Genomic DNA, 21,149 nt, shown 5'->3' with positions numbered 1-21,149 from the left:
AACAAAAAGGTGATTGAACATGCGCGTTAAAACGATCTCCCTGATGGCCTTGCTCACGACGTTTTCGGGCGCCACGTTTGCCGACGAACAGGTCAATATTTCCAACTGGAACGGCTACATCGCCGACGACACCCTGGTCAACTTCACCAAGGCAACCGGGATCAAGGCCACTTACGATATTCACGACAGTAACGAAGTGCTGGAATCCAAGTTAATGACCGGCAACACCGGTTATGACGTGGTCAGCCCGTCGAACCATTTCCTGTCCCTACTGATCAAGGCCGGGGCAATCCAGAAACTCGACAAGAGCCAACTGCCGAACTGGAAAAACCTTGACCCGGCATTGATGAAAAAGCTCGAAGTCAACGACCCCGGCAACCAGTATGGCTATCCGTACATGTGGGGCACGGCGGGCATTGGCTACAACGTCGAGAAGATCAAAGCGATCTTCGGCAACACCGACATCACCCATTCCTGGAAAATGTTTTTTGATGAAGACAACATCAAAAAGTTGAGTGCGTGCGGGGTGGCGATTATCGATAACCCGACGCAGGTGCTGCCGATCACCCTTAATTACCTGGGCCTGCCACCGCACAGTCACGAACCGGCGGACTACAAAAAAGCCGAACAGGCATTATTCAAAATCAGGCCCTACGTGCAGTACTTCCATGCCTCCAAGTACATCAGCGACCTGGCTAACGGCAATGTCTGCGCGGTGATCGGGTTCAACGGCGACATTGTGCAAGCCGCCGCCAGTGCCAAGGAAGCCAATAACGGCATCGACATCGCGTATTCGATTCCGGACGAAGGTTCGACGCTGTGGTTCGACATGGTGGTCATGCCCAAGAGCGCGCCCCACGAGAAGAACGGCTACGCCTACATGAACTACCTGCTGACGCCGCAAGTGATTGCCAACATCAGCAATAGCATCCATTACGCCAACCCTAACAGTGCTGCCGATGCCTACGTCGTACCGGCGGTGAAAGAAGATGCCGCGATTTACCCGCCGAAAAGTGTGCTGGATAAACTGTTCACCGTAGAGGAACTGCCAGCGGCTATCGCACGGCTGAGTACTCGGTTGTGGACCAAGTTGAAGACCAATACCTGATGAACGTTGGGTCCCGTTATCGGGACCCAAGTCACCGCTTCAGAGTGCGCGTTTCGGCAGTCTCCAGTTCGGCCGAATGAAATGGCAGGTGTAGCCATTGGGCACTTTTTCGAGGTAATCCTGATGCTCCGGCTCGGCCTGCCAGAACGGGCCGGCGGGGGCGATTTCGGTCACTGCCTTGCCAGGCCACAGGCCGGAGGCATCGACATCGGCCACGGTGTCCTCGGCGATATCGCGTTGATCTTCGTTGCGATAGAAGATCGCCGAACGGTAGCTGAGGCCGATGTCGTTACCCTGACGATTGGCCGTGGAAGGGTCATGAATCTGGAAGAAAAACTCGAGGATCTGGCGATAGCTGATCACCGTCGGATTGAACTCGATCTCGATGGCTTCCGCATGGGTGCCATGATTGCGGTAAGTGGCGTTGGGCACATCGCCGCCCGAGTAACCGACCCGGGTAGACAGCACGCCGGGCATTCGCCTGATCAAATCCTGCATGCCCCAGAAGCAGCCGCCGGCCAGAATGGCGGTTTCGGATTGCGTGGTCATAAAACTCACTCCTCAGTGTTGATCGATTTGACCCGATTATTGCGCAGCCTCGCGACTACTTTCTGCTTCTTTGTGAATTCATCCGGGAGGCACGTGGAGGAGGGCAATGGCCTGGGCTGCGGAACGAACAACGAAAAAGCCCGCACAAGGCGGGCTTCGGATTTCGAGTAGGTGGCCAGTGCTGGTTTCTGGCTTACAAGGTTTATCAGGACTCTGACAGAACAGTGTTATGTACTTCTGCTTCACACGGCGTAAGGGCTGGGTCTCAGCGCGGAGACCTTTCTAACCGTGTACCCTTCGGGACGTGCCCCACGTCTCCTTGCTATCCGCTTGCGCATCAGTCTGCGTCTTCACCTACACCTTGAGAATAGCAAAGCATGCGCTGTGTACAGCGCCGTTTTTAGACCGATTTCGTCCTGTGAAAAACACCGCAGGACGGAAAACTGCTATCGGCACAGCCCACCCCGCAAGGCAGGCTGATCCAGCGGGCCGGATCAAGCCAGATTGATCTCGACATCGATGTTGCCACGGGTCGCTTTGGAGTACGGGCAGGTTTGATGAGCGGCGTCCACGACGGCCCGAGCAACGGCTGGATCCAGGCCCGGCAGGCTGACATTCAGGCGTGCTTGAAGGAAAAACGCATTCTCGGTTTTGCCCAGGTCGATTTCGGTATCCACCGCGACATCGCTCGGCAGGGTCACTTTCAATGCCACCGCCGCCTTACCCATGGCGCCGATGAAACACGCCGACCAACCCGCCGCCAGCAACTGTTCCGGATTGGTGCCGCTGCCCGAAGAACCGGGCGGGGACAGCTTGATGTCCAGGCGTGCATCCGAACTTTTGGACTGACCATCACGGCCGCCGGTGGTGTGGGTTTTGCCGGTGTACAGCACGGTGTCGATTTGATTGATCATGGCAAGTTCCTGCTGAGGGTTGAGGGCTTGTGAGTTCAGGTCGCGGGTTCAGGGAAGTCCTTGCGACGTGGCGCACTTTTGCACCCTCATGTCGTGCGTATGTGTCTGGAACCGGTCGTTGTGTATCGCTGTGTAAGATCACCGGTGAACATACAGATCGATACAATTCTGCCCGCCGGAATCGCATCTGGTAGGCTTCTGCGCCAGATAACTCCCACCTTCAGGCGCCCTCAATGTTCAACATTCGTGTCATGACCCTGGACGATTACGAGACGGTTATCGAACTGATGCGGCGCACGCCAGGCGTCTCGTTGCGTGACGCAGACTCGCGTGAATCCACCGCCCGTTATCTGCAACGAAACCCCGGGTTGAGCTTCGTGGCTGAAGTCGGCGGGGCGGTGTGCGCTTGCATCATGTCTGGCCACGACGGGCGTCGAGGTTATTTGCAGCACCTGATCGTTGAACCGGTGTTTCGGCGTCAGGGCATCGCGAGTGGGTTGGTGGAGCGTTGCCTGTCGAGTCTGGAGTCACTTGGCATCCTTAAATGCCATCTCGATGTGTTCAAGACCAATGAGGCGGCGGCCCGCTATTGGCAGCGTCAGGGCTGGACGCTCAGGACCGATATCGATCGGTACTCGTTCACCCGGTCGGGCAATGCAAACGCCTGACCAAGCAAGAACAACACGGTCCTGTAGCAGCTGGCGCAGCCTGCGTCCGGCTGCGCAGCAGTCGTAAAACCTGAGTTTGCGGTCTCTCTGAAACACCGCGTGGTCTGATTTCACGACTGCTGCGCAGCCGGACGCAGGCTTCGCCAGCTGCTACAAAACCTGCATTACTCAACTGGCATGCCCAAAACCACCAGACAAAAAAAAGCCGCCCAAAAAGGCAGCCCAAAAAAAGCACGCGGTGTATGGCGTCAGTATTGTTGTCGCAAGGTTACAGAATGATGACGGTTGGGGGCGTTTGCGCCCCCGTCGGCCTCAATACACCTGCGGCACGATCAGTTCCGGTGGCGTCGGGCTGCGCGTGTAATGTTCCTGGCGCACGCGTTCCGGGAGCTCGATTACCGGGGCTTGCACTTCTTCATACGGCATCTGCCCCAACAGGTGGTGGATGCAGTTGAGTCGGGCCTGTTTCTTGTCGTTGGCCTGCACCACCCACCATGGCGCTTCGGCGATGTGGGTGCGATCCAGCATGATTTCCTTGGCCTTGGTGTAGGCCTCCCAGCGCCGGCGGGACTCCAGGTCCATCGGGCTGAGTTTCCACTGCTTGAGCGGGTCATGAATGCGACTGAGGAAGCGCAGGTGCTGTTCCTGGTCGGAGATCGAGAACCAGTATTTGATCAGCTGGATGCCGGAGCGGGCGAGCATCCGTTCGAACTCCGGCACGGTGCGGAAGAATTCTTCGTATTGGTCGTCGTTGCAGAATCCCATGACCTTCTCGACGCCCGCACGGTTGTACCAGCTGCGGTCAAACAGCACGATTTCGCCAGCGGCCGGCAGGTGCGAGACGTAACGCTGGAAATACCACTGGGTGCGTTCGCGGTCGTTGGGTGCGGGCAGGGCGGCGACCCGGCAGACCCGTGGATTGAGCCGCTGGGTGATGCGCTTGATTACGCCGCCTTTACCCGCCGCGTCGCGTCCTTCAAACAGGATCACCACTTTATGCCCGGTTTTCACCACCCAGCTTTGCAGCTTGACCAGTTCGCCCTGCAGGCGGAACAGCTCGCTGAAATAGCGGCGACGTTGTTCTTTCTCGCTGCTGTCACCTACGTGCTCATCGAACAGCGCGCTCAGATCGTGTCCGTCCTCCATCAACTCCAGTTCCAGCTCTTCGTCGCTGTGGTCGAGCAGCTCACGATGGATACGTTGAATCAGGGTGTCGTTGTCTAAAAGCATGGTCCGAGTCCCGACAGAGGTGGAAGTGGCCATGCTAGGCCTGGGGATGTGACGGACAAATGACGATGAGGCCATGGCGAAAAAAACCGTGGTGTCATCTTGGTGTCACCTAACCCATGGCAGGATCCTCGCAAACTGTCTTGAACGCTCAGCGGAACTCCGTCCGCGGGCTGATGAAATTGCCAGGAATCCGCCCCATGAAAGGAGACGCTTCCCTGTTTGCAGCCATTGACCTGGGCTCCAATGCGTTTCGCATGATGATTGGCCAGCCGGTCAAACGGAACCAGAAGTGGATGATCCACGAGGTGAAAACCCTGCGTGAACCGGTCCGTTTGTCGGAGGGTTTCCAGGGCGGTGCGCTGGATGAAATGGCACTGGACCGTGGCTGGCAGGCGCTTTCGCGATTCGGCAAAAAATTACGTGGCTTTGAACCCGGCCGGGTGCGGGCGGTGGCGACCAGCGCGGTGCGCGAGGCTGACAACGCACAACTGTTTTTGGCCAGTGCCGAACGTCATCTCGGGTTTCGGATTGATGTGATTTCCGGGCACGAAGAGGCGCATCTGGTGTACGCCGGTGTGGCCCATTCGATTCCCAGTCCGTTAAGCATGCGATTGGTGGTGGACATCGGCGGCGGCTCCACCGAGCTGATTCTGGGCCAGGGCACTCAACCGCTGTTGACCGAAAGCATTGCGATTGGCAGCGGCACCTTTGGCGCGCGTTATTTTTCCGGTGGTTGCATCACTGCCCCGGCGCTGCTGGAGGCGGAGCGGGTGGCCACGCTGCAGTTTGAAAAAGTCGCGCGACGTTACCGTGCCCTGGGTTGGCAGCAGGCCATCGGCTCATCGGGGACGGCACGCATGCTCGCCAAAGTGCTGAAGGCCAACGGCATGAACGACGACGGCGAGAGCGGCATCACTTACAGCGGTCTTCTGCGCCTGTCGTTGCGCCTGCTGGAAGTGGGCCATGTGAAACAGCTAAAACTGGCCGGCCTGCAAAACCATCGCTTGAGCACCTTGCCGGGTGGACTGGTGGTGATGCTGGCGGCATTCAAGGTCTTTGGTATCTCGCAGATGACGCCTTCAGAGGGCGGGTTGAGGTTTGGGGTCCTGCATGGCCTGATGGCCAGGCATTAAACCCCGAACCCCCGTTCTAGACACCGTCAATCAGGCGAGGCAACGCCAACGGGTTTGCGTCTCGCAGCACCTCAGGCAGTAGCGCTTGCGGAAAGCCCTGGTAAGCCACCGGGCGCAGGAAACGTTCAATCGAGGTCATGCCAACCGAGGTAAAGCGGCTGTCCGACGTGGCTGGAAACGGGCCGCCGTGAACGGTGGCAAACGTCACTTCCTGCGGATGCGCGAAGGCATTGACGACGATGCGCCCGGTGCGGCGTTCCAGTACGGGCAACAAGCGCTGTGCCAAGGGCAAATCCTCGACCTCAAGGTGCATGGCCGCCGACAACTGGCCGCGCAACGAACGCGCAACGGCGAGCATTTCTGCCTCATTCCTGACTTTCACCAACAGCGCTGCCGGGCCGAATACTTCTTCGGCCAGCAGCGTTTCGCTCAGGAACTGCGCGCCGTCGACTTCCAGCAACGCAGAGGCGCCATCCAGCGCCGCACTGGCCGGTGAACCCTCGGCAATACGCCGTGCCCCTGCGTCCTCTATCTGGCCAAGACCGTTGAGATAGGCTGCGTGAATGCCGGGTGTCAGCATTGGTCGCGCCAATGTCTCGTTGACGCGTTTGATCATCGCGGCGCGCATCGCCTCAAAACCAGGCCCGTCGATGGCAATCAGCAGTGCAGGTTTCAGGCAGGCTTGCCCGACGTTGACCAGCATGCGCTCGACAAAGCCGTCGCCGATCAACGCACCTTTTTCAGCCTGAGCATGAGGCAGGATGAACGTCGGGTTGATGCTGGTCATCTCGGTGAACACTGGAATCGGATCCGGACGCAATTGCGCACGGCGATACAGCGCCATGCCGCCACGTTCCGAGCCGGTGAATGTCACCGCTTTAATCAGCGGGTGATCGACCAGCGCTTCACCGATGGCGTTTCCGCCACCGCGCACCATCGAGAACACACCTTCAGGCAGATCGTGCGCTTGCACGGCGTCGCGGATGGCCCGCGCCTGAATTTCCGAAGCCCCGGGATGCGCGTTATGCGCCTTGAGGATCACGGTCGCGCCGGCGGCCAGTGCCGAAGCGGTGTCGCCGCCGGCGACCGAATAGGCGATGGGAAAGTTGCTCGCGCCGAAAATCGCCACCGGGCCGAGGGCGATCTTCTGCAAGCGATGGTCCATGCGCGGACGCGGCTGACGATCAGGTTGTGCCGGATCGATGGCCAGTTGCAGGAAGCGTCCTCTGCGCACGACATCGGCGAACTGGCGGAACTGGGTGGCGGCTTTTATCGCTTCGCCCTCCAGTTGTGCCTCTGGGATGCCGGTTTCGAGTGCGGCTCGGGCCGCCAGCGCCCGGCGGACTGCATCGAGATTGTCGGCAATGCTCTCGAGGAACGCGGCGCGGCGCTTGAGCGAGGTGTGGCTGTAGACATCGAACGCCTCATCGGCGAGGGTCGCGGCCCGGTCGACGTCGGCCACGCCACCCAAGGCGAAATCCGGTCCGATCAACTGGTTCGTGGCAGGGTTGAGCGCCTTCATCGTTCCTTCAGAACCGGGAACATCACGGGCGCCGATCAGGAGTTTGCCTGTCAAAGTCATGGGCGGTCACCTTGGGTCAGGGTGGCGATGAGCTCTGGCGTGGTCACAATGGCATGGGCGAACGTCGGACCGTTCAGTTCATGGGCCGCGTGCATCATTTCTGGCTTGAAGGCGGCCGTGGCGTCGCGCACCAGGGTGACGTGATAGCCAAGTTCCTGGGCGTAACGGGCGGTGGCCTCGATGCAGGTATTGGCCAGCAAGCCGACGATGATCACGTGGGTGATGCCGTTCTGCTTAAGGCGGAAATCCAGGTCGGTGTTGGCAAAACCGCTCGAGCCCCAGTGCTCCTGAACGACGATATCGCCTTCTTTGGGCGCGAAATCCGGGTGCCATTCGCCGCCCCATTCGCCGCGAGCGAAGTGATGCATGTGCATGATCTTGCACTGGCTGGGGCTTGGGTGATCCCAGTTTTCGTAGTCGCCTTTTTCCCAGCGGTGGTGCGGTACGATGACCACCGGAATGTCGAGGGCGCGGACGGTGCGATCGAGTGCGCGCAAGTTGTCGAGCAGGCCGACTTGCGCGGCGATCGGTTCGATCAGCGGATAGACTTTGCCGCCTTCGGAGAGGAAGTCGTTATAGGGATCGACCAACAGATAAGCGGTTCTGTCGAGGGGATAGAGGGCTTTTGACATGGCGATGTTCTCCAGGAAAGTTGAGTGACCGATGCCCGGCGCTTGCCCGGACATCATGTTGATATGATAATCATAGTAACTGCAAAAGAGGCAAGACCGCATGTCGGTAAATACACCTGTTCCTGAAACCCTGTGCCCGATTTCACGGGCCGAAGCCGTCGTCGGCGACCGCTGGACGGTTCTGGTGCTGCGCGAGTTGTTCATGGGCAGTCATCGATTCGACGAGATCCAGGCGCAAACCGCCGGGACCCCGCAAATGATCGCCACCCGTCTCAAGCGTCTGGAGGCTGACGGGCTGGTCGCGCGCCGCGCCTACAGCGAGCGGCCCCCGCGCTACGAGTACCACCTGACACCCAAAGGCGATGCGTTCTATTCGGTGGTGCTGGCACTGCGCGCCTGGGGGGAAACCTGGTGCAAGTCAGAGGAGGAGGGGCTGGCGGTCGTTTACACCCACGCCACCTGTCGCCATCCCGCCGGGCTGGGTCCGGTGTGCGCACATTGCGGCGAACCGTTGCGCCGTGGCGAACTGATCAGCACGCCCAGCGAAGCCTACGCAGCCGAACGCAAAGCTCGACGTGACGCCTTCAAGGGTGGGCGCGGGGCGGATCCGGTCACAGTGGTTCAGGATCAATGAGCGCATTGAAGTGAGATCCCCGGTGAATGTTAGCTGTCTGGTGACGGTGGGCATTTCTTCAGATAGTCGGTCTTCACGGACGCCTGTTTGTATCGCTACGTATCCCCGGTGCCGGCAGCCAACTTCGCATACAAAACCATGGCCTGCGTGACACGAGCGGGATACACCGCACCCTCTAAATGGGCTCAACCGCATTGGCGGCAATCATTGGAGAATCGCGATGTCCCGTATCACTTCCCGCAACACTGTTGGCCGGTCAGGCATCGCCCTTGCCGTACTTTCATTGGCAGCCTTCGCGAGCTTTTCGCAGGCTGGCGATGCAAACCACGAAACACAGCCTGCGAAAAACTGGCAGGCCGGCATCCACCGTACCGATCTGGTGCGCAAGGACCTGGGTGCCGCCGAGCGTGAAGTGATTCAGGTGCGTGTCGATTTCGACGCTGGCGTGGCCTCGCCTAAACACTCGCATCCGGGCGTGGAAGTGGCTTATGTCATCGAAGGTTCGTTTGAGTATCAACTGGAGGGCCAGCCACCGGTCACGCTCAAGACGGGCGATTCGCTGTACATCCCGGAAGGCACGGCGCATGTCGCGAAGAACGTGGGTGGCGGCAAAGCGTCGGAGCTGGCGACGTACATCGTGAAGAAAGGCACGCCGCTGCTGGTGCTGGAAGAGTAAGCCGTGTTTGCCCGATGCGTTGCATCGGGCGATTCCGTCAGCGCTGCCCCGGCCAACCCGCCTGGCGCAATGCCTTGAGCAGCGTATCCGCATCCAGTCCCTTCACCGTATGGCCGTTGCCTTCCACCGTGTCAGACGCCAGCAGCGCATTGATGATGGCTTCTTCCACGGCCTCGGTGGTGGCCAGAAACAACTCGCTGATGTGATCGTTGTTGACCATGCGCAGGTTGTCGCAGGTGGGCGCGCCTTTGCCTTCATAGGCGGCGGGCGGCACGTGCTGGTTGCCGGTGGCGAAGGCGATGAAGATGTCACCGCTGTGGTCCTCGTTACCGCCACCGGTGCGGGCCAGTCCCAGGCTGGCGCGCTGTGCGAGGCGTGTGCATTGGTGCGGCAACAACGGCGCGTCCGTGGCCAGGCACACGACAATCGAACCCATGCCCGGATACGGCAGCGAGGCTTTGAGGAACGGCGAGTCGACCTGTTCCATGTAGCGTCCGACCGGGTAACCATCGACGCGCAACTCGTTGCGAATGCCGTGGTTAGCCTGGACGATGGCGCCGACCGTCCAGCCGCCTTGCGCTGGGCTCAATCGCCGCGAGGACGTGCCGATCCCACCTTTGAATTCATGACAGATCATTCCGCTGCCACCTCCAACGGCGCCTTCAATCACGGGTCCGTCGACGGCATTGCGTTGGGCTTGGGCCACATGCTCGGGTTTGACGTGGAAGCCATTGATATCGCTGAGCAAGCCATCGAACGTCTCCAGCACGACTGGCATGTTCCAGTACAGACGGCCGTCATCGGGCTGGGCTTGTCGGTCCAGCGCAATCAGCGCATCGCGCACCACGCCGAGGCTGTGGGTGTTGGTGAAGGCGATCGGGCTGGTCAGCAGGCCGGCTTCGCGAATCCACTCAAGACCGGTGGCGTCACCGTTGCCGTTGAGCACATGGACACCGGCAAAGCACGGTTGCTGGTTTGTAGAGCCTGCACGCGGTTCGATCAGGGTGACGCCGGTATGGATGTCGCGACCGCTGTCGGTGCGACCACGCACTTCACTGTGGCCGACGCGCACGCCGGGCACATCGGTGATGGCGTTGAGAGGGCCGGGTTGCAGTTGGCCGAACTGAATGTTCAGGTCACGGGCACGTGGTTTCATGGGGTTTCTCATCTTCAATTCGTGGCAGAAAATTAATGTGACCGGGTTGTGATCAGGGCGCTGTTGTGGCGAGGGAGCTTGCTCCCGCTGGGTGCGAAGCGCCCCTAAAAAGCCGGGCCTGCTGCGCAGTCCAGCGGGAGCAAGCTCCCTCGCCACAGGTGTTCGACGCACGTCCACTTACTGACCGTTCTTGACCTTGCTCCAGACCCGCGTGCGCACTCGTTCAGTCGCCGCCGGCAGCGGTTGAAGGGTGAACAACGTGGCCAGCGCTTCAGCCGACGGATACACCGCCGGGTTGGTGCGGGTCGCTTCGGCCACCAGCGGCGTCGCGCTGCGATTGCCGTTGGGGTAGTTCAGGTGATCGCTGACCGGGGCGATGACTTCGGGGCGCATCAGGTAGTCGATAAAGGCCAGGCCTTGTTGCGGATGCGGTGCGTCCTTGAGCAGCACCAGCGTGTCGAACCAGACCGGCGCGCCTTCCTTTGGCAGGCTGTAGGCGATCTTCACGCCGTTGTTGGCCTGCTCGGCGTTGGTCTTGGCTTCCAGCATCGCGCCGGACCAGCCCACCGCCACGCAGATGTTGCCGTTGGCCAGGTCGCTGATGAACTTGGACGAGTTGAAGTAGGCAATGTGCGGGCGCAACTTCAGCAGCAGCGCCTCGGCCTTCTTGTAGTCTTCGGGGTTGGTGCTGTTCGGTGGCAAGCCGAGGTAGTGCAGGGCGACCGGGAGCATTTCCGACGGCGAGTCGAGCATCGCCACGCCACATTGACCGAGCTTGGCCAGGTTCTCTTCCTTGAACACCAGGTCCCAGGAATTCACCGGCGCCTTGTCGCCTAGCGCCGCGCGGACCTTGTCGATGTTGTAGCCAATCCCGTTGGTGCCCCACAGGTACGGCACCGCGTATTGGTTGCCCGGATCGTTGTTGGCCAGTTTCGCCAGCAGGTCGCTGTCCATGTTTTTGAAGTCGGGCATTTGCGCGTGGGGCAACGGGGCGAGGGCGCCGGCCTTGATCAGCGTCGGCAGACTGAAGTTGCTCGCCACCACCACGTCGTAGCCGCTGCGGCTGGTCAGCAGTTTGCCTTCCAGCACTTCGGCGCTGTCGAAGGTGTCGTAGACCGGTTCGATCCCGGTGTCGCGCTTGAAGTCGTGCAGTGTGTTGGGACCGATGTAGTCATACCAGTTGTAGACATGCACCGTCGGGGCATCGGTGGCCATGGCCGACAACGAGACGCACAAACAGGCGCCCAGTCCAAGATTGATATGCGAGCGGTGACGACTCATGATGCGGCACTCCTGGCCTGCTGCAGGCCGGTGATGAACAGGTGCTTGCAGCGTACTGGCAGGCGGGGGACTCACCCATTCCCATCATGGGTTACTCGAAAGGGGTAGTGCGTGGACGCATTGTTGAAAGAGCTGCCGGTGCACCAGTCGCTGGCGCGGGTGTTTGGCGCGTTGGGGCAGGACGGTTTCTGGCGGGCGCTGGTCGACACGTTGCGGCTGCTGGTCCCGCTGGACAATGCGTTGGTCGCGGTGATGCGCTCGGGGCGAGTCCCGCGTTTGCTGATTGATTTCGACTCGAAGGGCGGTGCCGCCGAGCACGAAGAACTGGCGGACTACAGCGCTGGCATGTACCTGCTCGACCCCTTTTACCAGGCCGCTTGCGCCGGTATTGCCGAGGGCCTGCACAGCCTCGAATCGGTGGCCCCCGACCAGTTCCAGCAGAGCGAGTACTACCTGAGCTACTTTCGCTCGGTGGTGGGGGCGGACGAGTTGCAGTTCATGGTTAATGTGGATGGCGCGGTGCTGGGTTTGTCGCTGGGACGTTCGACGCGATTCAGTCTGGAAGAGCAGGGCCGCCTGCTGTGCGTGCGCGACTGGGTGCTGTCGGCGATGCGCCGGCATCTGCAATTGATGCCACCGGAAGGCGCGACCGCGGAACCGGTGGCCGGCGATCTCGCGACGTTGCTGGATCGCTTCGACGCGCGCCTGTCGGTACGGGAAATCGAAACCGCCAGGCTGATCCTTCAGGGCTTCTCCAGCAAAGCCATCGCCCAGCACATGGGCATCTCACCGGAGACGGTGAAAGTGCATCGGCGCAATGTCTATCACAAGCTCAATGTGACTGGGCATGGGGAGTTGTTTGCGTTGGTGCTGCAGCCGCGTTGAACACGGCTGCACTCACCAGATCCCCTTGTGGGAGCGAGCCTGCTCGCTCCCACAGGTAAAGCAAGACTCAATCGCCCAGTTTGAACACCAACGCCTTCAATCCGCACTCAACATCCGCATCCGCAAACTCCGGCGGATTCTCCAGCCGCTGCTCAAAACGCAAACTCGGCGCTTCACGCATCACCCCGTCAATCAGGAAATCAGACCCAAACGCCGGGTCATTCATGCAGGCCAGCACCGTGCCCGCAGGGTTGAGTAATTCCGGCAACCGGCGCAACACACGCTGGTAATCCTTGGTCAGCAAAAAGCTGCCTTTCTGAAAGGACGGCGGGTCGATGATCACCAGGTCATAGGGCCCCTTGCCAATCACCTTGCCCCAGGACTTGAACAGGTCATGGCCAAGAAAACTGACCTGGCTCAAGTCGTGTCCATTGAGCCGGTGATTGTCGCGCCCACGGCTCAGGGCCGGGCTGGACATGTCCAGATTGACCACGTGCTCGGCGCCACCCTCAATGGCGGCGACCGAAAAGCCGCAGGTGTAGGCAAACAGGTTCAACACGCGCTTGCCCTGGGCATTGGCCCGTACCCAATCACGGCCGTAGCGCATGTCGAGGAACAGCCCGGTGTTCTGCTTGCGGCCCAGGTCCACGCGATAACGCAAGCCGCCCTCGGTGATGGTCATCTCGTCGATCACCTCGCCCAGCAGCCATTCAGTCGTGCTTTGCAGCAGGTAACGATGTTGCAACAGCAAGGTGTGCGCGCCGGATTGTGCCCACTCGGGTGACTCGGTGATCTGTATCAACAGTCGTTTCAAATCTTCCAGCTGCGACGCTTCCGGTTCTTTGAACAGCGCGACCAGCACCACGCCCTGCAACCAGTCGACGGTCAACTGCTCCAGCCCCGGCCAGCAGCGGCCACGGCCGTGAAACAGCCGGCGGGTTTCCGCAGGGGCCGTTGCCAGGGCTGTCAGCAGGTGGGCGTGGAGGGTGGCAAGTGCGTCTGAGTTCATCGGGCTGGGTCGGCAATTTGAGGGGGCGGCATTTTAACCACAATTGCGGGTGAGGCGTGTTTCAACGCGTCGGGAGTTATCACGTTTAATTTAACTCTACGTGAGGATTTGGCGATCAATCGGCTCCCATACTCGGCTCCAATGATCAATCGCAGGGAGCCGGACATGTCGCAGTTATCTGCTACACCCGCTGTCAGTAGCCATCCTCGCTGGTTACGACTGACCCATTGGCTGAACGCCTTGGCCGTGCTGGTCATGGTCACCAGCGGTTGGCGTATCTATAACGCCTCGCCGATTTATGACTTCAGCTTCCCCAAATCGATCACGCTGGGCGGCTGGCTCGGCGGCGCATTGCAATGGCACTTCGCGGCGATGTGGTTTCTGGCCATCAATGGCCTTGTCTATCTCGCTATCAACCTGTTCAGCGGTCGTCTGAAACGCCGTTTTCTACCGGTCTCGCCCAAAGGTGTCCTGCATGACCTGTGGGCCGCATTGCGCGGGCGGTTGAGCCATGCCGACCTGAGTCATTACAACCAGGTGCAACGGGTGGCGTACCTGTTCGTGATGGTGGACATCGCGCTGTTGGTGATGTCCGGACTGGTGCTTTGGAAATCGGTCCAGTTCCCGCTGTTGCGTGAACTGCTGGCGGGCTACGAAGGTGCACGACGGGTGCACTTCTTCGCGATGTCGCTGTTGGTGGCGTTCGTTGCGGTGCATCTGGTGATGGTCGCACTGGTTCCAAAAACGTTGTGGGCCATGATTGCCGGTCGCAAGGAGCGGGTATGAAAAAGCGTAACGAAAGTTCCGGCCTGGACGAGTCATCGATCCTGACAGACGCCCGAAAAATCCTCGCCCCGCAAATCACTGACCGCTCGCGTCGTGCGTTCCTGCTGCGTGGCCTGACCCTCGGCGGCGTGGCGATGTTGTCCGGCTGCAACATCACCGACAACGAAAGCGTAGACACCGCATTGTCGTCCATGTCCCGCTTCAACGATCGGGTGCAAGGCTGGTTGTTCAACCCCAACGCCATGGCACCGACCTACCCGGAATCCATGATCACCCGGCCGTTTCCGTTCAACGCTTTCTACGGCATCGACGAAGCGCCGACGGTGGAGGAGGAGAGTTACCGGCTGGAAGTGACCGGGCTGGTCGGTGACAAACACAGCTGGCGCCTCGAAGAACTGCGCGCCATGGCGCAGACCGAACAGATCACCCGGCACATTTGCGTTGAAGGCTGGAGTGCCATCGGGCGCTGGGGAGGCGTGCGGTTCAGCGACTTCCTCAAGCGCGTTGGCGCCGACACCGGTGCCAAATATGTCGGTTTCAAATGTGCAGACGATTACTACACCAGCATCGACATGGCCACGGCGTTGCATGCGCAAACCTTGCTGACGCTGACCTATGACGGCGCGGTGTTGCCTCGCCAGTACGGCTTCCCCATGAAGCTGCGCATGCCCACCAAGCTGGGCTACAAAAACCCCAAACACATCCAGGCGATTTTCGTCAGCAACACCTACAGCGGTGGCTACTGGGAAGACCAGGGTTACAACTGGTTCGGTGGCAGCTGACAGGCAACTTCACTCGTCCGCAACCTGAGCTTCAAGGAGTTACATCATGAAAAAGTTAGCGACCGCCGTACTGTCCATGTGCATCGCACTGGGCGCCGCCAGCGTTTTTGCTGCCGATACCACCAGCAGCGACAGCATGAGCAAAGACTCGATGTCCAAGGATGCAATGTCCAAAGACACGATGAAAAAAGACACGACGATGAAAAAGGATTCCATGGCCAAGGACACGATGAAAAAAGACAGCATGTCCAAGGATGCAATGTCCAAGGACAGCATGAGCAAAGACGCCATGAAAAAAGATGCCACGTCGCAGTAATTCAATACAGCTCACCCCCCTGTAGGAGTGAGCCTGCTCGCGATTGCGGTTGATCAGCCAGAATTGTATTGCCTGACACTGCGCAATCGCGAGCAAGCTCGCTCCCACAGTTCCCCGCCATTACGCCCAAGGGTATGACCTGAACTCATACCCTCATGACTTTTAATGGTTACAGCCCCGCCAACCCCCGGTGTTAAAAAATCGCAAACCAACAACAAAAAAGAGCGTTTGCAACCATGACTCATCATCACTGCCGCGTCTTCGCCAGCGACCTGCTGCGCTCTTCGAACCCCGACATTTGCCACGCCAGGCCCGCTGCCTGCGTGCGTTTCTGATCAACCTCAACTCCCTGAAGAGTAACGACTCATGAAAGAACTCGACCTGTACATCGGTGAAGGTTTCGAAGGCCCGGGCGTGAACGCCGCGCACATCAACATCCTGATCGGCCCGCGCAACGGCCCGGCCGGCCAGGCGTTTGCCAACAGCCTGGCGTCGCCAAGCCAGGGACATTGCCCGTTCATGGTGATCGCCCAGCCGAACATTCCGGTCAAGCCAATGACCCTTTACGTCAACAAAGCCGCGATCAGCAGCGACCTGCACGGCAATGCCACCTGGGGCGCGTCCCAGGCCGGTATCGCCAAGGCTGTACTCGAAGCGCTGCTGGACGGCACCTTGCCGCCGGAAGCCGAAGACGAATGGGCCATCGTCACCGCCAACTGGGTCAACCCGGCCTGCGATGACCTCGATGCGGTCTACCTGAATAACTACAACGCCTGCCGCACGGCGATCCGTGCCGCGCTGACCGGCAAGCCGGAAACCGCGCAACTGGCGGATGTGGTCAATCACATCAGCAACCCTTTCTACACGCCAAAAGCCTGAGGTCCGCGCCATGCAATACATTCGTTTGGGCAACTCCGGCCTGCAAGTCTCCCGCCTGTGCCTGGGCACCATGAACATGGGCACCCCGGACTGGAAACCGTGGATCTTCGACGAGAAGAAAAGCGAGCCAATCGTCGCGCACGCCCTCGACAACGGCGTGAATTTCATCGACCTCGCGGATTTCTATTCTGCCGGCGTCGGCGAAGAAGTGGTGGGGCGTATCGTCAAGCGCCTGGCCCGTCGTGAAGACTTGGTCATCACCACCAAAGTCGGCTACGGCACTCGCAATGGCATCAACGCCAGCGGTCATTCGCGCAAGCACATCATGGACAGCATCGACGCTTCGCTGAAGCGCCTGAGCATGGATTACGTCGACGTGTTCATGCTGCATTACTTCGATGTGAACACACCGGTCGAAGAAACCATGAGCGCCATGAACGACATCGTGCGCTCCGGCAAGGCTCGTTACATCGGCGTCTCGACCATGCTCACCGGGCAATTGGCGAAAATCCTCATGGCCTGCGAGCGCAACGGTTGGGTCAAGCCGATCAACATGCAGCTGCAATTGAACTGCGCCTACCGCGAAGAAGAGCGCGAGATGATCCCGTTCTGCCGCGACCAAGGCCTCGGCGTCTCGGTGTTCAGCCCGCTGGCCCGTGGCTTGCTGACCGGCGACGTGCAGTCGACCCGCAACCAGACCGACTTCTTCACGCAGCAGATGTACAGCGACGAAGCCTCGTTCGAAATCGCCCATTCGGTGCAACGTGTAGCCCGTGCCCGTGGCGTGTCCAACGCACAAATCGCCCAGGCCTGGGTGGCCAATCATCCGGGTGTGGATTGCATGCTGGTGGGTGCTGACACCACCGAACAGTTCGACAGTGCACTGGCCGCGCTCGATACCAGGCTCGACGCCGAAGAACTGCACGAACTGGAACGCAATTACACCCCGTGCGACGTGATCAACGATTACACCGCCGGCAAACGTATCTTGCGTTCGTCCCGTCCGGCCCTGGAACGCTTTACCCTGACTGAGGCTGTGGCATGAGCGCGCTGATCCGCACGGGTAATTTCATCGACGGCCAATGGTCGTCCGGCAGCCCGACTTACCCGGTGTTCAACCCGGCCAACGGTGAGTTGATCATCGATGTACAGAAGGCTGGTGCCGAAGAAACCAATCGGGCCATTGACGCCGCCAACCGCGCATTACCGGCGTGGCGCAAGCTCACCGCCAAGGAGCGCAGCCAGAAGCTCAAGCGCTGGAGCGAGCTGATGCTGAGTAACCAGAAGGATCTGGCGACCCTGCTTAGCCGCGAACAAGGCAAACCGTTGGCCGAAGCCATGGGCGAGGTTGTCTACGCCGCGAGTTTTCTGGAGTGGTTTGCCGAAGAAGCCAAGCGTGCTTATGGCGACGTGATCCCGAGCCACAAGGCTGATGCGCGGATCATCGTGGTCAAGGAAGCCATCGGTGTGGTCGCCGCGATCACTCCGTGGAACTTCCCGTTGGCCATGGTCACGCGCAAGGTCGGCCCGGCACTGGCGGCCGGTTGTACGATGATCCTCAAGCCTTCGGAAGAGACGCCGCTGTCGGCCTTCGCCCTGGCGGTGTTGGCAGAACAGGCCGGTATTCCGGCGGGGGTGTTCAACATTGTGTCTGGCGATGCGGTGGCCATTGGCGGGGCGCTGCAAGCGTCGAGCATCGTGCGCAAACTGTCGTTCACCGGCTCAACGCGCACCGGCAAACTGCTGATGCGTCAGGCGGCTGAAACCCTGAAAAAGGTCTCGCTGGAACTGGGTGGCAACGCGCCGTTCATTGTCTTCGACGACGCCGATCTGGATGCCGCCGTCAAAGGCGCGATGGCCTCGAAATTCCGTAACACCGGGCAGACCTGCGTCTGTGTAAACCGCTTCTTCATTCAGGACGGCGTCTACGAAGCCTTCACCGGCAAATTCGCGGAAGCCGTTGCGGCGATGCGCGTCGGCAGTGCGCTGGACGGGGAAACCGAGCAAGGCCCGCTGATCAACGCGACGGCGCTGGCCAAGGTTGAACTGCACGTCGGCGATGCGCTGGAGAAGGGCGCCAAGCTGTTGTGTGGCGGCCGTCGTCATGCGCTCGGCGGCACGTTCTACGAGCCGACCATCCTCGCCGAAGCCAGCAGCGAAATGCTCATCGCCCAGGAAGAAACCTTCGGCCCGGTGGCGGCCTGCTTCCGCTTCAAGGACGAAGCCGAAGTGCTGCAAAAGGCCAACGACACGCCGTTTGGCTTGTCGGCTTACTTCTACAGCCGCGACATCGGCCGCGTATGGCGCATGGCCGAAGGCCTGGAGGCCGGCATGGTCGGGATCAACGAAGGAATCATTTCCACGGAAGTGGCACCGTTCGGCGGCATCAAGGAATCGGGCCTCGGTCGCGAAGGTTCGAAGTACGGTCTGGATGACTACCTGGAAATCAAATACCTGTTGATGGGCGGCCTCTAACCCCCACCACCACTCCTACAAAAACAGCGATCGGTTTCATTTCTCCGTCAATAACAACAATTGGAGATTTACATGTCCGTACAACCGGTAAAAATCGACGACCTGCCCATCGGGCGCTTTCACCTGAAAATCGCCGGCCTGACCTTCGGCGCACACTTCACCGACGGCTACATCCTCGGCCTGATCGGCATCGCGTTCACCTTGCTGAGCCCGCAGATGCACCTCGATGCGTTCTGGCAAGGCCTGATTGGCGCTTCGGCCCTGATCGGTCTGTTCCTCGGCAGCCTGTTTTTCGGCTGGATCTCCGACAAGGTCGGCCGCCAGAAAATCTTCCTGGTCAGCTTCGTGCTGATCACTATCGCCTCGGTGATGCAGTTCTACGCCGAAACCGCGATGGGCCTGTTCCTGTGCCGGGTATTGATCGGCATCGGGCTGGGCGGTGATTTCAGTGTCGGCCACGCCATGCTGGCCGAGTTCGCGCCGAAAAAACATCGCGGCGTGCTGCTCGGTTCGTTCAGCGTGATCTGGACGTTCGGCTACGTTGCCGCGACGTTTGTCGGTACCGCCATGCTCAGCCTCGGCGATGACGCCTGGCGCTGGATGCTGGCGTCTTCGGCGATCCCGGCGGCGTTGATTCTGATTGCGCGCATCGGCACGCCAGAGTCGCCGCGCTGGCTGGTGAACCAGGGCCGGATTGCCGAAGCACGGGCGATCGTCAAGAAGCACCTGGGCGCCAACGTCGAACTCGACGAAACCCAATCCACCGAAACCCGTTCCGGCTACGCGGTGTTGTTCAGCCGTGAGTACCGCAAACGTACCGCGTTCAACTGCCTGTTCTTCGTCTGCATTGTCATGCCGTACTTCGCCATCTACACCTTTCTGCCGTCGATTCTGCAGAAAATGGGCCTGGCGGAAGGTTTCGGCACCGAGCTGATGCTGAACATGCTGCTGATCCTCGGCGCGTTGATCGGGATCTGGTGCACGATCAAATTCTCGCGCCGCGGGTTCTTGATCAACTCGTTCATCATCCTGGCGGTCGCGTTGTTCATGTTGGCGGTGTTGCCGAGCAGTGCAGCGTTCCTGATGGTGCTGGTGTTCGGGCTGTTCACGCTGGTGTTGTCAGCGGTGAGTAACCTGGTGGGCGTGTTCCCGGCCGAGAGCTTCCCGACTGAAGTGCGGGCCAGCGGGATCGGCCTGGCCACGGCGGTCAGCCGTTTGGGCTCGGCGATCAGCACGTTCCTGTTGCCGGTGAGTGTGGCGGGTATTGGCTTGAGCCCGACAATGGGGATTCTGGCGGCGATCCTGGCCATCGGCGCCTGGCTGTCCTGGGCGTGGGCGCCAGAGACCAAATCGCTGACACTGAGCCAGGCGTGCAAGGCGCAGAGCCCGGTGGAGGGTGGTGCTGCGGTGGCGGTGAAAGTCCCAGCCCCGATCTAACTGACTGCCAAAGTTCCACTGTGGGAGCGAGCCTGCTCGCGAAGACGGAGTGTCAGTCACCCTCAATATTGACTGATCCACCGCTTTCGCGAGCAGGCTCGCTCCCACTGGGATTGTCGGTGGCTTTAGGGATTACTGACCAATCCCAGCCAATCGGTAAACAACCGCACTTTCGACAACCCCTGCTTGTCATTCGCCACATCCAGCCAATAGCCATACGGACCGATCACCTCCACCGGGGTAATCGGCAGCAGGCTGCCATTGGCCAGTTCCTTTTCGATCATCTGCCGGTCAATCACCGCCAGCCCACCTCCCGCCAGCGTAGTGTGGATCACCTGATCCAGCGTGCTGAACTCCAGCCCTTGCCCCGCATCGACATCGTCGCGCCCCATGGCCGTCAGCCAGTTTTCCCAGACCTTCAGGCGTTTGCCATCGTGCAGGATGTGCAGCAGCGGAAAGCCCCGCAGATCCGGTGGCTGACCGTCGCTGAACAGCTCCGGGCTGGCCACGGCGATGTGCCGTTCCATCACCAACAATTGGCTGCTGCAATGGCTGTTGGCTTCGAGGCCGAAGCGGATGTGGCAGTCGATTTCGGCGAGGCTGTCGTGGCTGGCCTGGTTGGTCACACTCAGGCTGATGTCGGGATAACGCTGACAGAACACGCGCAAATGCGCCGACAACCAGCGCGTCGCCCAGGTCGGTGGCGCGAGGATTCGCAGGCGCTGGCGCAGGTTGGGCACGCGCACGGCTTGCAGGGCCCGTTCAATGTGATCGAAAGCTTCCGCGAGGTGCGGGGAGAGGGCGATGCCGGATTCGGTCAGCGACAAGCCCTGGGGCGTGCGCACGAACAGCGCGACGCCGAGGTAGTCTTCCAGTTGCTTGATCTGGCGGCTGACTGCGCCTTGAGTGACGTTCAGGCCGAGCGCTGCCTGGCTGAAACTGCGATGACGCGCGACCTCTTCGAAGACGCGCAGCATGTTGAGCGAGGGCAGTTGACGCATCGAAGGTGGACTCCGT

General features: G+C 60.2%; 22 protein-coding genes. 13 read left to right on the top strand and 9 right to left on the bottom strand.

Annotated elements, in window-relative coordinates; translation table 11 throughout:
- Positions 1-19 precede the first annotated feature (19 nt).
- Complete coding sequence (locus tag AC07N8_RS20580; RefSeq protein ID WP_493145730.1) at positions 20-1,108, top strand: polyamine ABC transporter substrate-binding protein; 1,089 nt, start codon at positions 20-22, stop codon at positions 1,106-1,108.
- Positions 1,109-1,147: 39 nt separating this feature from the next.
- On the opposite strand, the gene msrA is transcribed toward AC07N8_RS20580, so the two are convergent.
- On the bottom strand, positions 1,148-1,657 hold the full coding sequence (gene msrA / locus AC07N8_RS20575) for a peptide-methionine (S)-S-oxide reductase MsrA (protein WP_483839731.1): 510 nt from the start codon (positions 1,655-1,657) through the stop codon (positions 1,148-1,150).
- 494 nt (positions 1,658-2,151) lie between these two features.
- On the bottom strand, positions 2,152-2,571 hold the full coding sequence (locus tag AC07N8_RS20570; RefSeq protein WP_483839730.1) for an organic hydroperoxide resistance protein: 420 nt from the start codon (positions 2,569-2,571) through the stop codon (positions 2,152-2,154).
- A gap of 233 nt (positions 2,572-2,804) precedes the next feature.
- On the opposite strand from AC07N8_RS20570, the gene AC07N8_RS20565 reads away from it, so the two are divergent.
- Positions 2,805-3,239 (top strand): GNAT family N-acetyltransferase, encoded by a 435-nt coding sequence (locus AC07N8_RS20565; protein ID WP_483839729.1) that lies wholly within the window; start codon positions 2,805-2,807, stop codon positions 3,237-3,239.
- Between the two features lie 312 nt (positions 3,240-3,551).
- Here AC07N8_RS20565 and ppk2 read toward each other — a convergent pair whose 3' ends face one another.
- Positions 3,552-4,469 carry a polyphosphate kinase 2 gene (gene ppk2, locus AC07N8_RS20560; RefSeq protein ID WP_483839691.1) on the bottom strand — a complete coding sequence of 306 codons (918 nt, stop codon included), beginning with the start codon at positions 4,467-4,469 and terminating at the stop codon, positions 3,552-3,554.
- Between the two features lie 197 nt (positions 4,470-4,666).
- Between ppk2 and AC07N8_RS20555 the strand changes: the two genes are divergently transcribed.
- Complete coding sequence (locus tag AC07N8_RS20555) at positions 4,667-5,602, top strand: Ppx/GppA family phosphatase (RefSeq protein WP_027924718.1); 936 nt, start codon at positions 4,667-4,669, stop codon at positions 5,600-5,602.
- Positions 5,603-5,618: 16 nt separating this feature from the next.
- Here AC07N8_RS20555 and AC07N8_RS20550 read toward each other — a convergent pair whose 3' ends face one another.
- The gene (locus AC07N8_RS20550; RefSeq protein ID WP_493145731.1) at positions 5,619-7,184 is read right to left on the bottom strand and encodes an aldehyde dehydrogenase (NADP(+)); all 1,566 of its coding nucleotides are present in this window, start codon (positions 7,182-7,184) and stop codon (positions 5,619-5,621) included.
- On the bottom strand, positions 7,181-7,816 hold the full coding sequence (locus AC07N8_RS20545) for a cysteine hydrolase family protein (RefSeq protein ID WP_493145732.1): 636 nt from the start codon (positions 7,814-7,816) through the stop codon (positions 7,181-7,183). Before AC07N8_RS20545 ends, AC07N8_RS20550 begins: the two co-directional genes overlap by 4 nt.
- Positions 7,817-7,916: 100 nt before the next feature.
- Between AC07N8_RS20545 and AC07N8_RS20540 the strand changes: the two genes are divergently transcribed.
- Both AC07N8_RS20540 and AC07N8_RS20535 read left to right on the top strand, forming a co-directional pair.
- A complete protein-coding gene (locus tag AC07N8_RS20540; RefSeq protein ID WP_493145733.1) occupies positions 7,917-8,450 on the top strand; it encodes a winged helix-turn-helix transcriptional regulator in 534 nt (177 codons plus the stop codon).
- Between the two features lie 220 nt (positions 8,451-8,670).
- The gene (locus AC07N8_RS20535) at positions 8,671-9,126 is read left to right on the top strand and encodes a cupin domain-containing protein (protein ID WP_493145734.1); all 456 of its coding nucleotides are present in this window, start codon (positions 8,671-8,673) and stop codon (positions 9,124-9,126) included.
- Between the two features lie 37 nt (positions 9,127-9,163).
- On the opposite strand, the gene AC07N8_RS20530 is transcribed toward AC07N8_RS20535, so the two are convergent.
- Positions 9,164-10,282, bottom strand: a complete 1,119-nt coding sequence (locus tag AC07N8_RS20530; protein WP_493145735.1) for a DmpA family aminopeptidase — start codon at positions 10,280-10,282, stop codon at positions 9,164-9,166.
- Positions 10,283-10,459: 177 nt separating this feature from the next.
- A complete protein-coding gene (locus AC07N8_RS20525; protein ID WP_493145736.1) occupies positions 10,460-11,563 on the bottom strand; it encodes a polyamine ABC transporter substrate-binding protein in 1,104 nt (367 codons plus the stop codon).
- A 111-nt stretch (positions 11,564-11,674) separates the two neighbouring features.
- Between AC07N8_RS20525 and AC07N8_RS20520 the strand changes: the two genes are divergently transcribed.
- Positions 11,675-12,448, top strand: a complete 774-nt coding sequence (locus AC07N8_RS20520) for a helix-turn-helix transcriptional regulator (protein ID WP_483839684.1) — start codon at positions 11,675-11,677, stop codon at positions 12,446-12,448.
- 67 nt (positions 12,449-12,515) lie between these two features.
- Here AC07N8_RS20520 and AC07N8_RS20515 read toward each other — a convergent pair whose 3' ends face one another.
- A complete protein-coding gene (locus tag AC07N8_RS20515) occupies positions 12,516-13,457 on the bottom strand; it encodes a class I SAM-dependent methyltransferase (RefSeq protein WP_493145737.1) in 942 nt (313 codons plus the stop codon).
- Between the two features lie 165 nt (positions 13,458-13,622).
- On the opposite strand from AC07N8_RS20515, the gene AC07N8_RS20510 reads away from it, so the two are divergent.
- The 7 genes from AC07N8_RS20510 to AC07N8_RS20480 all read left to right on the top strand — a co-directional run bounded on the left by AC07N8_RS20510 (position 13,623) and on the right by AC07N8_RS20480 (position 20,132).
- A complete protein-coding gene (locus AC07N8_RS20510; RefSeq protein ID WP_483839682.1) occupies positions 13,623-14,243 on the top strand; it encodes a cytochrome b/b6 domain-containing protein in 621 nt (206 codons plus the stop codon).
- Positions 14,240-15,025 (top strand): molybdopterin-dependent oxidoreductase, encoded by a 786-nt coding sequence (locus AC07N8_RS20505; protein WP_493145738.1) that lies wholly within the window; start codon positions 14,240-14,242, stop codon positions 15,023-15,025. The genes AC07N8_RS20510 and AC07N8_RS20505 overlap by 4 nt, the downstream gene beginning before the upstream one ends.
- 46 nt (positions 15,026-15,071) lie before the next feature.
- Entirely contained in the window at positions 15,072-15,341 is a 270-nt protein-coding gene (locus tag AC07N8_RS20500; protein WP_483839680.1) for a pentapeptide MXKDX repeat protein, read from the top strand.
- A 366-nt stretch (positions 15,342-15,707) separates the two neighbouring features.
- Positions 15,708-16,220 (top strand): formaldehyde-activating enzyme, encoded by a 513-nt coding sequence (fae, locus tag AC07N8_RS20495; RefSeq protein ID WP_008043405.1) that lies wholly within the window; start codon positions 15,708-15,710, stop codon positions 16,218-16,220.
- 10 nt (positions 16,221-16,230) lie between these two features.
- Positions 16,231-17,265, top strand: coding sequence for an aldo/keto reductase (locus AC07N8_RS20490; RefSeq protein ID WP_493145739.1), 1,035 nt, complete (start codon positions 16,231-16,233; stop codon positions 17,263-17,265).
- Complete coding sequence (locus AC07N8_RS20485) at positions 17,262-18,695, top strand: NAD-dependent succinate-semialdehyde dehydrogenase (protein WP_493145740.1); 1,434 nt, start codon at positions 17,262-17,264, stop codon at positions 18,693-18,695. The genes AC07N8_RS20490 and AC07N8_RS20485 overlap by 4 nt, the downstream gene beginning before the upstream one ends.
- Positions 18,696-18,767: 72 nt before the next feature.
- Complete coding sequence (locus tag AC07N8_RS20480; protein ID WP_027924704.1) at positions 18,768-20,132, top strand: MFS transporter; 1,365 nt, start codon at positions 18,768-18,770, stop codon at positions 20,130-20,132.
- Positions 20,133-20,257: 125 nt separating this feature from the next.
- Here AC07N8_RS20480 and AC07N8_RS20475 read toward each other — a convergent pair whose 3' ends face one another.
- Entirely contained in the window at positions 20,258-21,133 is an 876-nt protein-coding gene (locus AC07N8_RS20475) for a LysR substrate-binding domain-containing protein (RefSeq protein WP_493145741.1), read from the bottom strand.
- Positions 21,134-21,149 lie beyond the last annotated feature (16 nt).

Source organism: Pseudomonas sp. GW821-FHT10C09 (assembly GCF_059415465.1).
The sequence above is the reverse complement of the archived record's forward strand: the minus strand, read 5'-3'. Positions and strand labels throughout refer to the sequence as shown.